We start from the raw sequence: 13,896 nt of genomic DNA, 5'->3' as shown, positions 1-13,896 counted from the left end.
GGGTTTCTTGTAATGCATATTGCTGTTTTCGGTCTGGGCTATGTCGGCCTTACGGCGACGGCTTGTCTCGCCAGGGACGGCCACAGGGTGAGCGGTATCGAGGTCAACGAGGCCAAGGTTGCCGAGCTCAATGCGGGCGGATGTCCGATTACCGAACCGGGACTGCACGAACTGCTTCGCAAGGGGCGGGAAGACGGCCTTCTGAGCTATTCGCAGAGCGCGGACGGCGTCATCAACGAATGCGACATCGCCATCGTCTGCGTCGGCACGCCGAGTGGCCCCGACGGATCGCACAACATGACCTATATCAGCGAGGTCAGCCGTCAGATCGCCAACGCCGTCACGTCGAACCGCGCAAATCCCCTGACCGTTGTGTATCGCTCGACGATCCGCCCCGGAACGCTCGATACGCTTATCAGCCCCATCTTCGAGGCCGAGTTGGGCGACCGGCTGAACGACGCCGTCGAGCTGGTCTACAATCCCGAATTCCTGCGTGAAGCGACCGCGATCGAGGATTATTTCCACCCCCCGAAGATCGTCATCGGCACGGTCGACGGCAAGCCCTCGGCCAATATGACGGCGTTGTACCGGGGGATCGACGCGCCCTTGTTCGTGACGCGGTTTCGGGAAGCCGAATTCACCAAGTTCGTCGACAATACGTGGCACGCGGTCAAGGTGACCTTCGCCAACGAAGTCGGGCGCACCGCGGTCAAGCTCGGCATCAGCGCGCGCAAGGTCCACGAAATCTTCGTGTCGGACACCAAGCTGAACATCTCGCCCTATTATACCAGGCCCGGTGGCGCGTTCGGCGGTTCCTGTCTTCCCAAGGATGTACGCGCGCTGCAGTATATCGCGGCGGATGTCGGATCGCATACCGCGATGATCGATTCCGTCATCCGGTCGAATGAAAGCCACAAATATTTCCTGTTCGAATATGTGCAGGAACATGTCCGGCCAGGCGGCAAGGTTCTACTCGTCGGGCTGTCGTTCAAGGCGGAAAGCGACGATCTGCGCGAGAGCGCCAATGTCGACCTTGCACGCAAGCTGCTGGAGGCGGGCTACCAGCTTTCGGTCTATGACCCGGTGGTCGTCCCCGCGAAGCTGATCGGGCAGAATCTGGGCTATGCCTATAGCCAGCTTCCCGCCCTCAACAGACTGTTCGTTCCCCGCGACGTTGCGGAAACAGAGGATTGGGATCTCGCCATCGATACGGTCGGGCTGATCGCCGATCTGAACGTCAATGCGCGCCAGCATGTCAGCACCAATCGGCTGCCGTGATGGTCGACGCACTTCCCAAGATCATGGACTGTCTTCCGAGCGACCGGCCATTGCGGGTGGCGTTCGTCTATAGCCGATTGCCCTTTCCCATGATGCGCGGCGACCAACTGACCGTCGCGCATCTCCTCAGTTTCCTTGCCGCAAGGGGGCATCAGGTCGATTTCTACACCCTGGCGAAGCATGGCGAGGTTTCGCCGGTCCAGCGGGACTGGTTGAACAGTGCGTGCCGCCATGTCCGCATTCATTCGCACGGGATCGGTCAGATCGCGTGCGGGCTGATCAAGGGGCTGTTCCACCGCGAGCCCGTGCAGGTGGCCATGTTTCGCAACCGGTCGCTGGCGCGGGAAGTGAAGGCGAGGGTGCAGGCGGGCGAGTATGACGTCGTCTACAGCTATTACATCCGTAGTGCGCATGCGGTACCCCATGCGCTGACCCGTGTCGGTCGACCAGATGATGCGCGTGCGCCGGTCTCGTTCCTGGCGATGCAATTGTCGCAGTCGCTCAATTCCCGGCGCATATTCGAGAATGAGCGTCATGCCTTCAAGCGACTCTTGTATCGCATCGAGACGGCGTTGTGCGAACGCTATGAGGCGCGCATTTGGCAGCGCTTCAATCGAGCGGTGCTGATCGGTCCCGCCGACGTCGCCAAGGTCGAGGCGGTCTGTACCGCGCAGAAGCAGCGTCCGATCGACAATTGGGTCTATGGCGCACACGGCACCGACCTGACCCGGTATCGCCCGGCGATAGCGGCGGAGGTTATTACAGGTCGCGTCGTCTTCTCCGGGTCCATGCTCTATCAGCCCAATGTTCAGGCGGTGCTGTGGTTCGTCGATCATTGCTGGCCGATCGTTCGTGCCGCCGTTCCAGGTGCCACGCTGATCATCCAGGGGCGCGATCCGACGGCGGCCATTCGCGATCTCGACGGTCGCAATGGGATCACCGTCACCGGTACGGTGCAGGACGTGGGGCATTTCATCCGTTCGGCAACCGTCTGCATCAATCCGATGCGTGCAGCCGGCGGCATGCAGAACAAGCTGATCGAATATATGGCTTGTGCCAAGGCGACGGTGGCCACCTCGATCGCGAACGAGGGCATCATGGCGCCGGACGACACGCTGCGCATCGCCGACGATGCCGATGGCTTTGCCGCGGCCGTAATCGCGCTGCTGTGCGATCCGGACCAGGCAATGGCGCTGGGGGCCGCCGCGCGTACCTTTGTCGAGCAGCACTGGACGTGGGAAGCCCATTTCCTCAAGCTCGAACAGGCCTTTTACGACAGCCTGAGCCCTGAAGTGAAAGCGGGCACGCCGATCCTGTCCGGCGCGGGGATCGCGGCTTGATGTCGCAAGCCATGGGGACGGCGTGGGACGGACGTGCGGCCATGTCGGTGGCCGCGCCCGATATGCTGGGGCGCATCGCGCTCGCGGTGGCGCTGGTGCTTTGCTGCCTGCCTTATCTCGTCTTTGGGCCCATCGCCGCGCCATCGCAGGTGCAGCCTTGGGCGGCGCTGCTGTGCTGGGCGTTCCTCGTGCACCGGCTTTTGACCGCGACGTTGCGCGTCACCGGATTCCACCTGCTCGTGCTGTGCTTCGCCTTGTGGTTCATGCTCTATGTTTCCGAACCCGGCTCGGTCGGTCTCGACTATTATCTCCGCCGCTCGGCCAGTTTCGTCATCTGCTGGGCGATCCTGGTCGCCGCCACCTATGTGTCGCCATCCTTGTTGTGGCGGGTGCTGGCGTTCACCTTGCCGTTGTGGACCATGTTCGCGCTGCTGGGATTTGTCAGCAAGGGGGCTTATCTGGCCGTCACGCGCCCGCTGGTTCCGACTGCTAGCGGCATCATCGGAGGACGTGGCGCCACTAGCCTGGCGCCGGAAGCCACCGATTTCGGCTTTACCATGGCGTTCATGCTGTTGCTGACGCTGGTAACGCGCAAGGCGCTGTCGCGCGACGGGGCGGTTGTGCCGGTCTGGCCGGTGGGTCTCGCGCTGTTCAACGTGCTGCTGTCCCAGTCCGGCTCCGGCTTCTTCGCGGTGATGGTGCTGGGCGGGCTATGGTATCTCACCCAGCGCACGGCGGGGCGGGGGCGCCTGTGGCCGCGCTATCTGGTCGTTGGCCTGATGGTCCTGGCCGCATTGTTCCTGATCGGCACCATTCCCGAAACGGGCATTCGTGGCGTTGACCTGATCTTGCTGACTCTGCGCTCGCCGACGGGCTTGTTGGACACGACATTGTCCTATCGCATCGTTCAGAATGCCGTCGGCATCCTCGGCATGATGGACTCGCACGGGCTTGGCTATGGGGCGGGCGCGTTCCTCAAGCTGGGGGGGGCGATCTATGCGCGGCACGACCTTGGCGCCTTCTTCGGACTGACCGGCTATTACGCGACCAGCGTTCCGCTGAGCTTCGACGGATCGCCGCTGGCTTATTTCCCGGTGCTGTTCCTCGAATATGGCCTGATCGGCCTGACATTCGCGGTGCTCCTGTTCCGCACGGTCGCCCTGTCGGGCATATCGTTTCGGCCGCTCTGCCTCGCGATGATGTTCATGACGTGGGTGCAGAGCTTTCCGGCGGCCTATCCGCCCTTCTGGCTGCTGATCGGACTGGCGCTGAACCCCGGCTTCTGGATCGCTCCGGCCCGGCAAGGCGGTGTGGCATGAGCGGCGTATCCACCAGCGCGACGGCGCGCTTCGGTTATGTCGCCGGTCTGGACGGGTTGCGGCTGCTCGCAGTGGCGATCGTCATTGTTGCACATTACCAACTGCTGCCGAGTGTTCCGGGCGGATTTGGCGTCTCGATCTTCTTCTTCATCAGCGGTTTCCTGATCTCGCGCCTGTTGTTGGCCGAGGAAAAGACCTATGGTCGGATCGCGCTCGGCCGGTTCTATGTCCGACGGCTCATCCGGCTGTTGCCGCCGCTGCTGTTGATGGGCGTGGTCGCCGTTCCACTGCTCGTGTGGATCGACCCTGTCGGTTTTTCCTGGTCACAACTGCTCCTGTCCTTCGCCTATCTCGGCAATGTCCAGAAGATCGGTGCGCGACTATTGGGATGGGATGCCGGCTATGACGCACTGGAGCCGCTGTGGAGCCTGGCGGTCGAGGAACATTTCTACCTGCTCCTGCCGCCGGTATTGCTGTTCGTACGCAGGCGGACAAGCCGGATCATCCTGCTGGCGGCGATACTGGGTGGAGCGCTGGCGTTGCGCATGGCCGTCTGGTCGATGGCACCGCAGCAGGCCGACAGCATCAACTACAACTTCACCCTGACCCGCATCGACGCGATCGGCTGGGGCGTGTTGTTGACGCTGTTGCTCGATGCTGGTGTGCTGCGCGTTTCCTGCTTCGAACGACGTGCTTACTGGCTGCTGTGGGGCGGATCGGCCGCCATGATCGCGTCTTTGGTCCACTGGGCCAATTGGTATGAGGTCGCGTTCAAATATACGCCGCAGAGTGTCGCGATCGGCGTGGCTTTCTGCGGGCTGATCTTCCCTGAGCGAACGCTATGGGTGCGTCGGATCGCCGAATGGTCGACCGTCCGCTACCTCGGACGGATCAGCTACGAGCTCTATCTCTGGCATTTCCCGATCTATTTCATCGTGGGGCATTTTCTTCCCGCGCCCAATCCACGGGCTCTCCTGTCCCTCGTCCTCACCGCAGCCGTTTCGGCATTGGCCTATTCGGTCACGACGCAGCGACTGGGCCCTCTTAGGAAACGTTATGGTAGTCATCCCGTTTGATGCCGGGCGGCGGCAATCGCCCGGCATCGCCGCCCTTGCTCGCGCTGTCGCGTCGGCGCTTCCGCTGGGATGCGGCGCGGTGCTGGCGCTGTTGAGCGGCTGCGCCCGGCCCGACATGCCCCGCGACGGTGCGGCCTATCGGGTGATCCCGGTCGTCGCGCCGGAAGCTGGGCGGGAATATGTGCTCGGCGCTGCCGATGTCATCAGCCTGACGGTGCTCAACGAACCCGATCTGAGCCTTAAGGAGGTGCAGATCACCAGTGGTGGCTATATCTCGCTGCCGTTGATCGGGCAGGTTAAGGCCAGTGGCCTGACGACCGACGGACTCGCTCATGCGATTGCCCGCCGGCTGGGACAGCACATGCTGATCAATCCCGATGTGGCCGTCAACCTGTCGACCGCCGCGTCGCTGAAGCTGGTTGTCGAGGGCGCCGTCAACAAGCCGGGCATCTACCCTTTGCAGGGCAAGACCAGCCTCTTGGGCGCGATCGCGATGGCCGAGGGAACGACGCGCGTATCGGCATTGGGAGAGGTCGTCATATTGCGCACCATCGACGGCCAGCCGATGGGCGCGGTGTTCGATGTGGGAAAGATCCGCCGGGGCAAGATGCCTGACCCGGAAATGCAGCCCGGCGACACGGTGGTGGTCGGTTTTTCCGCGCTCAAGGCGGCGTGGCGCGATGTGTTGAGCACCGCGCCGCTGGTCGCCGTTTTTCGGCCCTATCGATAAGCGCGGCACGGCCACGCGCCTGTGCCGATCGCACCCTGATCGGATCTGTCATTGATGCCCACATTTTCAAAAGCTACTCCAGTAACTGCGGCCGGCAGTGATGCGGTCGTGGAAGAATCCTGGCTCTTCTCCGGCACGCAGATCGACCTGCAGGGCGTGCGGCTCGCGCTGATGCGCAATCGCTGGTTCGTTGTGGCCATCTGCTGCGCAGGGCTTTTGCTGGGGTTGAGCGTGACATTGCTCACCACGCCGACCTATCGCGCCGAAGCCAGCCTGCAAATTGACCAGCAGGCGTCGCGCGTGCTCGACGCGCCCGATGTCGAACCCGTGCAGGCGGTGCAGGACGCAGACCGCTTCCTCCAGACCCAGACCGAAATCCTGGGCAGCCGCACGCTGGCGATCCGCGTTGCCGAGACGCTGGGTCTGTTCAAGAATAGAGCGTTTCTCGACGCCATGCGCGTCAAATGGGATGACCGCGCGCCGGGGCGGGGGGATGCCGACGCTGCGCTGCGCGAACGGGTCTTGGCAACCTTGCGCGAGCATCTGAACGTGACGCTGCCCGATGGGTCGCGCATCGCCAGGGTGACCTTCGACAGCCCCGATCCCGCCCTGGCCGCAAGGATCGCCAACGCCTTTGCCGATGCGATGATCGCCAGTAACCTGTCCCGCCGGTTCGACACGTCAGGCTATGCCCGGCAATTCCTGCGCGAGCAGCTCCAGCAGGCGAAGGAGCGTCTGGAGGAATCCGAGCGGAGCATGGTGGCCTATGCTCGTTCGACCGGCATCATTGATACCGACGCGATCAAATCGGCGAACCAGCAGACAAACGGCACCCCGTCGCTCGTCGGGGCGAGCCTGGTCGAGGCCAACAACGCCTTGTCGCAGGCCCGGGCAAGGCGGATCGATGCCGAAGAGTTTTGGCGTAACACCCAGGCGGCACCGTTGATGAGCCTGCCCGACGTGCTGTCCAATCCTGTCGTGCAGACGATGATGGAACGGCGCGCCGAACTGGATGCGAGCTATGCCGAGCAGAGTCAGCGCCGGCAGAGTGATCACCCCGACCTGATCCGCCTTCGCGGCCAGATCGCCGCGCTCGACCAGCGACTGGCAAGGCTTGCGGGGAATATCCGTGACTCGATCCGCAACCGCTTCCTGACCGCCGAATTGCAGGAACGGCAGATGCAGGCGGAAGTCGATCGACTGAAAGGTGCGACGTTGACCGAACAGGATCGGTCGATCCGCTACACGATCCTGCGGCGCGAGGTGCGCACCAACCGCGAACTCTATGACGGCCTGCTCCAGCGGTTCCGACAGGTAAGCACGGCGGCGGGCGTATCGTCCAACAACATCGCCATTGTCGACCCTGCATCGGTGCCCGAACGGCCGGTCGCGCCGCAACTGGGCGTCAATCTGGGGTTGGCGCTGTTGGGATCGCTGATCGTCGCGCTGGGCTTTGTCTATCTGCGTGAGAATCTGGATGATGCCGTGGGTTCCGTCGAGCAAACAGAACGCAAGCTCGGCGTCACCGGTTTGGGCATGGTACCGCGACTGAAGGCTGGGCTGGTGTTCCGTGAGGAACTGGAAAAGCCCAATTCGGCCCTGACCGAAGCGATCCACACGATCCGCTCGACCGTCGAGTTGTCGGACAGTGCCGGCCCCCCACGGACGACCTTTGTCACCAGTTGCGGCAAGAGCGAGGGCAAGACCAGCATCACCTATGCATTGGCACGGGATTTCGCGCAGACCGGTCGCCGGGTGCTGCTGGTCGATGCCGATATGCGCCGCCCTTCGATGCACAAGCTCTTCGGGCTGGAAAACCGGAATGGACTGGTCGACCTGCTCCGGCGCGATGCGGAGATCGCCGATGTCGTGCACTCCACGACGATTCCCAATCTCGCGTTCATCGCCACCGGCGGATCAGCGGCCAACCCGGCCGAGTTGCTTGCGCTGGGCACGCTGCCCTGGCTGATGGGCCAGTTTGAGGAGCGGTACGACCTGGTGCTGCTCGATGGTCCGCCCGTGCTGGGGCTTGCCGATGCGCCCAGCATCGCCGCCCATGTCGATGCCACGCTATTCGTCGTGGATAGCAGCAAGGCCAATCGCCGCACCATCCGCGCCGCGCTGCGCCGCCTGCATCTGAGCCGCGCGGTCCTGCGGGGCATCATCCTCAATCGGGTCGAGGTGCAGGCGTTCGGCTATGGCTATGCCTATTATAATTACAGTCATGACGACGCCCCTCGAAAGCGTTCTTGGTGGCGTCGATGATGCGATCGCCCCGAGCCTCTCGCGCCGATCCGTTGCGCGTGGCGATCATGCTGACGGTATTGGCGGGGGCGGTGCTGATCCTCGTTCGGATCATGGGCTTGCTGTCCGATCGCACGGACCCGGGGCAGCGGCTGGCGGTCTCGCTCTATGACCAGGCGGCGCTGCGGGACCTTGCGCTCGCCGAACGCGCGACCGGGCACGGGGACTCGGCCGACGCGCTGGCCGAACTGAGCGGGAAGCTGGGCTGGCGAGACGGGGAGACGCAGCGACTATTGATCGACGCGGCGATCCGACGCGGCGACGATGGAGAGGCCATGCGCCATGTCGATGCGCTGCTGCGGCGCAGGCCCGCGCTCGAACCCGCCTTGCTGCCAGCGCTGCACGCGGCCGCGGTGGACGGCCCCGGGCGAACCGCCCTGCTGCAGCGTCTGATGGCCCGGCCGGCATGGCGCACCGCGTTCTTCCAGCGGATCGACGGCATCCCGCCTGCTTTGCGCGACGCGCACGAGGCTTTGCTCGAGCTGTTGGCACGGCAGGGACAACTCGACCGGAAAGGCGAACTGGTGCCCTATGTCCAGGCGCTTGCCGCGACAGGAGAGGCGGCACGCGCGCGTAATCTCTGGCTGCGATTGACCGGAGCGGAGCAAGGGGCGGTGCTCGATCCGGATTTCCAACGGCTTCGTCTGGACAGAACAGCGGACCGGATCGCGCCGTTCGAATGGACGACGCGGCGCCAGCCGGGCGCGGACATGCAACTGGTTTCGCGGGCGGGGGGGCGTTCACTCATTGTCGGTGTCGACCGATCGGCTTTCGGCGTGCTGCTGCTTCAACAACTGGTGCTTGGGCCGCGGCGATATCGGTTGATGACTGTCACCCCATCCTATCAGGCGATGGGACTTGGCGTGCTCCGCTGGACACTGCGGTGCCTGCCCGGCGGCACCATGGTCGCCATGGCGGGGGCACCGGAGACGTTTGGCTGGCACGAGGATTTCGCGGTGCCGGTGGACGGCTGCACGACGCAGATCCTGGCGCTGGAAGCGCGGCGTGCCGATGGTCCGTCATACAGCGAGGCACGCTTCGACCGTGTCACGATCATGCCGGTCGGGGAGGAGGGTCGGTGACGTTCCACGACCGTTCGGCCGGTAGCGGTCAACTCGTCCTGCGCGCGGCGGTGATCCTAGTGGTCGCGTTCGTGCTCGGTGGTGGAGGCAGCGGCCATCCGGTTGCGGAACTGCTCATCGAGGCGGTGGCCCTGACCATACTGGCATCGCTCGTGCTGCGGCCATTGCCGTCGCGTTCGCCGGGGGCTGTCATGCCCCTGGTACTGCTGCTGATCGTCGCGGTGCTGATCGTCGCACAACTCGTGCCTTTGCCGCCCGGTTGGTGGCGCGCTCTGCCGGGGCGGTCGCTGGCCGCCGTCATCGCCGATCACGTGGGATTGGGAGATAGCGCCTATCCGATCAGCCTCGATCCCGCTGCGACGCGACGATCGCTGGTCGCGTTGTTGCCCTCCGCCGCGATGCTGACGCTGGTCATCCATATGGACCTGCGCCAGCGGACCCTGCTCGCCTGCATCGTGATCGGTTGTGCGCTGGCCAGTCTGATGCTGGCCGTGGTGCAGCTTGCGACGGCAGGGGCATGGGGGACCATCTATCCCGAAGGGCATGTCGGCTATGCCACCGGCCTGTTCGCCAATCGCAATCATCAGGCGGCGTTCCTGCTGGTCGCGACCGCTCTGACCGGCGCATTGCCACAATCGCGTTCGATGGGGGCCCTTCTGCCGCTATCGCTGGCGGTGGCGCTTGGGGCGGGGGTGATCGCCACCACGTCGCGCGCCGGATTCGTGTTGCTGCCGATCGCGCTATTGCCGGTATTGCTGGGCCAGTGGCGCATCCGCTGGTGGTGGATGGCGCCGCTATGGTGCCTGGCAGTGACCGCCGCGGTATCGCTCGCACGGCATAATACGGTCATCGCGCTGGTGGTCGAGCGGTTGCACAGCGGCAATCTCGAGCGTTTCCGCTTCTGGGGCGATAGCTGGACGGCGATCACGCGCTTTTGGCCGGTCGGGTCTGGCTTTGGCACATTCGAGACCATTTTTCGGTCGGTCGAGCCGCTTGATCATGTGGGTCCGCATTACGTCAATCACGCGCATAATGAATATCTCGAACTGATACTCGAGGGCGGTTTGCCAGCCATGCTGCTGCTGCTCCTTGCCGTTGTCTGGGCGATCAGGCGCTGCGTCGCCATTCCCCGGCTTGGCCGGGATGCCAGGCGGCTAGCCTGGGCTTCGGCAGCCGGATTGCTGGCGCTGCTGCTCCATTCGCTGGTCGATTATCCGACGCGGATTCTCGCGATCCAGTTGCTGGCCGCGATGCTGGCCGGCTTCCTTACCAAGCCTGCGCCGTCACTGTCCATGATCGGCCAGTCCATCCCTCGGCTTCGGGCGAGCTTCCTTCCATCGATCGACAAGGCCGGTTTCCGATGATCTCTCACCCGATGGCGCATGCGCTGCGTCGTATTCCCTTGCCCGTGTTGGCGCACCAACTGCGCCGCAAGCTGCGCGATCATGTCGTGCCCGTGGCGCCCCGCCATTATGCCCGTCGGCTCGCGCGATGGACCGATGCCACGCCGGAACTGCCACAACCATGCGTGTTGGATGCAGGCCTCGCCGACCTGATCGGTCGCTACTATCGGGTCGATGCCGCGGCTCGCGCCGAAGCGGCGCGCGGCACCTTTCGGCTGATGGGGCGGCAGGTCGATTTCGGCGGCATGACCGACATCGACTGGCGGTACTGCCTGCCCGAGGAGAAGGATCATCATCTCTGGCGCATGAAGCTGTGCCAGCTCGAAGTGATGCATTCTCTACTCGCGGAGGGCGATGCCGACGACGCGCAGACCGCGCTTACCCTGCTCGACGCATTTGAACGGGCGACGGGGTTCGATCTTCCGGCGCCGTTCCAGACGATCTGGTCGCCCTATGGCGCATCACACCGCATTCTGGCCCTATTGAGCGGCCTCGCCTTGGCACAAGCGCGGGGCAAGAGCGATCCGCAGCTCCATGACCGGGTTGCCGGGCTGCTGCGCCGCGACGCGGCATTCGTCCGCGCCAATGTCGAACATGATCTGCGCAACAACCATACCGAGCGCAACCTGGCGGCACTGTGTCTCTATGGCATGGCATGCGGCGGCTATGGCGGGGCGGCAAACCGGCGTCTCGATGGTGAGGTCGCGGCGATCATTGCCCAGACCATTTTGCCCGACGGCATGCAGATCGAACGATCGGCGATGTATCAGGGACTGAGCGTGATGGCGTTGCGCATTTTTGCGGCGACGCCTTTTCTGCAAGCGGAAACAAGGGCTTTAGCGCGAGATCGTGGCGACGCGGCGGCTCGCGCCTGGGCGTTGCTTTCGCATCGGGATGGGCAGATCGCGCTGTTCAACGACGCGTGGATGGGCGAGGTGCCGCCGGTGGCGAGCGTGCTGGCCGACGTTTTGCGAACTGATGGCAGTTCGTCTTTACCCGATGCGGGCTATGCGCACCTTGCCCATGGTGTGATCGATGTGTGGATGGATGCCGGGGCGATCGGGCCAGTGTGGAACCCGGGGCATGGTCATGCCGATTTCCTTGCGCTCGAACTGGATGTCGCGGGGGAGCGCCTGTTCGTCGATCCGGGTACGTCGCAATATTCGACCGGTCCGCGCCGTGCCCATGAGCGGTCGGCCGCCAGCCATAATGGTCCTTGTTTCGACGGAGCCGAACCCGTCGACTATCTGGGCTGTTTCAAGGTCGGTCGCCTCGCCGCGGCGCGGCCGCTCGACCGGAGCGAACTGGCGGGTCTGCCCGATCACACGATCGGCGGCGTATTGCGGACCGGGGCAGGCAAGGTCCGTCGGCTGGTCACGCCATTGCCAGACGGTGCGCTGCTGATTGCGGACGGTTGGTCGTCCGGACCTGCCCCGACCCGATCACGGTTCCTCATTCCAGCCGATTGGCAGATCATGATGGAGAACGCCTCGCTATTTCGTCTGTGCAAAGGCGCGACCGTGGTCTGGCTGGATATTCTGGAGGGAGCGGCCGTACTCACGCGGCCGGATCATTGGTCCCGCCACTATATGACGCTTGAGCGGGCGCACGTGCTGGACATCCTGCCGGTAAGCCATGACGATTGGCGGTTCGGCATCATGCGGCTTCGCACCACGCCGTCTGCTTCGGCAGAACGGATCGAGACGCTGCAACTGCTACGCGAACGGGTGCGTGAGGGGCTATGACCATCAACGCTGCTTTCGCATGGACATCGCTCAAACTGTGGATCGAGCGCGCCGTCGGGATTGCGCCGGATGCCCTTCATGCCTTTGTCGGCGTGCTGCTGCTCATGCTGTTCCATCTGCTCGTGCGGCGCCCGTCGCTGGGCTGGCCGTGGTTCTGTGTGCTGATCTTCGAACTGATCAACGAAGCGCTCGACATGTCTCGTCCGGCCGGAGCGACGGAAAGCGATATGGCTGCGTCGCTGCATGACCTGTGCATCACTCTGTTTCTGCCGAGCGTCCTGTCGCTGCTTTGGCCGCTGCTGGTGCGGGCCAGTCTGGGCGAACCGGTGGAACGCCCGCTGCCCTCCGCCAAGGCGGATCGAGAGGAGGGGGCGTGATGAGGCTGGCCGCGACCTTCATCCTTCACGCCTTCCAGATCGGCTATCCGGCGTTCATCACCTGGTTGGCCGCTGCGATGGCCAGTCAGGCGACCGGGTCGGAAGTCGTCTTCTATCTCGGGCTGGGATCGCTGATCCTGGTTGGGCTGGAATATGGCTTTCGCTATTCGGGCGCGCGGGAAATATCGCTGGCGCTGGGCGATGCCCCGCGCATCGCGGCACTGATCGCCGCCATCCTGCTGATCCAGACGGTGCTGTTGCTGGTCACGCTGCTGGTCGCCGGAGGGGCGATGAGCATTTCGGTGCCGGCGATCGGCATCGGCCCGGCTATGTGCGTGCTGGTGTTCATGATCATGAACGGCATCATCCCGACCTGGATATTCATCGCACTGTCCTTGCAGAAGGAGTTTCTGCTCTACACCGCGCCGGTGCGGCTGATCGGCCTCGCCGCCGCGATGACGGCGGGGCATTTCCATAGTCTGAACGGCCTGTTCCTGTCGCAATGCGTCGCCATGTTCGCAATCCATGTGGCGGGCCTGACGCTCTTGTGGCGCAGCGGCTATCTGGAGCGTGTATTGCCGCTTCGCCTCGCCACCGCGCTGCTGCGCGACGGGCGTGACGTTTTCGTGATGAAGCTGGGTGTGTTCTCCTACACCAGCGCCGGCGTGCTCGTCCTGGGGATCGTCCAGTCCCCCGAAATGGTCGGCGCGTTCGGGCTTTGCCAGCGGCTGGTGACGGCGTTGCAGCAGGCGTCGGCGCCGTTGTTCATGTCGGCCTATCCATTAAGCGTTCGCCATGTGGCGGGAGAAAAGGGGCTGGCGAACAGCCTTTTGCGGTTGAACGGCGGGGCGCTGCTGTCCTCCCTGGCGATGAGCCTGGGGATCGCGATCGGCGGTACGTCGCTGTTGCGGTTGATCCAGCTTGACCATTATGCCGGTATTCTCGACTGCATCCGGATCATGGCGCCCTTGCCCATGTTGCTGGGAATATCGACCTTCCTCGTCAACAATGCCGTCCTGGCCGCCAAGCGCGATGACATCGTTCGCACGGTCACGCTGGTGTGCGGCGGCATCGGCATTCCTGCCTATTTCGTGATGTCGCAACACTATGGCCTGATCGGCACGGCAATCACGCTGACCGCGATCGAGGGCTGCGTGGCGCTGACCTATTCGATCATCTGCCTGCGGGCGGGACTCCTTCCCCCCTTGCTTTACTGGAGGTGCCGCCATGAAAATTAGCGTC

Annotated in this window: 11 protein-coding genes; all 11 read left to right on the top strand. The window is 63.9% G+C overall.

Going from position 1 to position 13,896, the window contains the following annotated elements:
- The first annotated feature begins 12 nt into the window (after window positions 1–12).
- The 11 genes from SOM26_RS09900 to SOM26_RS09850 all read left to right on the top strand — a co-directional run bounded on the left by SOM26_RS09900 (window position 13) and on the right by SOM26_RS09850 (window position 13,892).
- The gene (locus tag SOM26_RS09900) at window positions 13–1,278 is read left to right on the top strand and encodes a nucleotide sugar dehydrogenase (RefSeq protein ID WP_320452548.1); all 1,266 of its coding nucleotides are present in this window, start codon (window positions 13–15) and stop codon (window positions 1,276–1,278) included.
- A gap of 23 nt (window positions 1,279–1,301) precedes the next feature.
- Window positions 1,302–2,618, top strand: a complete 1,317-nt coding sequence (locus SOM26_RS09895; protein ID WP_320452547.1) for a glycosyltransferase — start codon at window positions 1,302–1,304, stop codon at window positions 2,616–2,618.
- On the top strand, window positions 2,615–3,937 hold the full coding sequence (locus tag SOM26_RS09890; protein ID WP_320452546.1) for a hypothetical protein: 1,323 nt from the start codon (window positions 2,615–2,617) through the stop codon (window positions 3,935–3,937). Before SOM26_RS09895 ends, SOM26_RS09890 begins: the two co-directional genes overlap by 4 nt.
- On the top strand, window positions 3,934–5,013 hold the full coding sequence (locus SOM26_RS09885) for an acyltransferase family protein (protein WP_320452545.1): 1,080 nt from the start codon (window positions 3,934–3,936) through the stop codon (window positions 5,011–5,013). Before SOM26_RS09890 ends, SOM26_RS09885 begins: the two co-directional genes overlap by 4 nt.
- 79 nt (window positions 5,014–5,092) lie before the next feature.
- Window positions 5,093–5,743, top strand: coding sequence for a polysaccharide biosynthesis/export family protein (locus SOM26_RS09880; RefSeq protein ID WP_320452544.1), 651 nt, complete (start codon window positions 5,093–5,095; stop codon window positions 5,741–5,743).
- 108 nt (window positions 5,744–5,851) lie between these two features.
- A complete protein-coding gene (locus tag SOM26_RS09875; RefSeq protein ID WP_320452543.1) occupies window positions 5,852–8,008 on the top strand; it encodes a GumC family protein in 2,157 nt (718 codons plus the stop codon).
- Complete coding sequence (locus SOM26_RS09870) at window positions 8,005–9,129, top strand: hypothetical protein (protein ID WP_320452542.1); 1,125 nt, start codon at window positions 8,005–8,007, stop codon at window positions 9,127–9,129. Before SOM26_RS09875 ends, SOM26_RS09870 begins: the two co-directional genes overlap by 4 nt.
- Window positions 9,126–10,493, top strand: coding sequence for an O-antigen ligase family protein (locus SOM26_RS09865; RefSeq protein ID WP_320452541.1), 1,368 nt, complete (start codon window positions 9,126–9,128; stop codon window positions 10,491–10,493). Before SOM26_RS09870 ends, SOM26_RS09865 begins: the two co-directional genes overlap by 4 nt.
- The gene (locus tag SOM26_RS09860; protein ID WP_320452540.1) at window positions 10,490–12,277 is read left to right on the top strand and encodes a heparinase II/III domain-containing protein; all 1,788 of its coding nucleotides are present in this window, start codon (window positions 10,490–10,492) and stop codon (window positions 12,275–12,277) included. The genes SOM26_RS09865 and SOM26_RS09860 overlap by 4 nt, the downstream gene beginning before the upstream one ends.
- Complete coding sequence (locus SOM26_RS09855) at window positions 12,274–12,654, top strand: hypothetical protein (RefSeq protein ID WP_320452539.1); 381 nt, start codon at window positions 12,274–12,276, stop codon at window positions 12,652–12,654. Before SOM26_RS09860 ends, SOM26_RS09855 begins: the two co-directional genes overlap by 4 nt.
- Window positions 12,654–13,892 (top strand): lipopolysaccharide biosynthesis protein, encoded by a 1,239-nt coding sequence (locus tag SOM26_RS09850; protein WP_341850126.1) that lies wholly within the window; start codon window positions 12,654–12,656, stop codon window positions 13,890–13,892. The genes SOM26_RS09855 and SOM26_RS09850 overlap by 1 nt, the downstream gene beginning before the upstream one ends.
- Window positions 13,893–13,896: the final 4 nt, after the last annotated feature.

Source organism: Sphingomonas sp. CFBP8993 (assembly GCF_034044895.1).
Classification (GTDB): Bacteria; Pseudomonadota; Alphaproteobacteria; order Sphingomonadales; family Sphingomonadaceae; genus Sphingomonas.
This window is presented reverse-complemented; position numbering and strand designations above follow the sequence as displayed.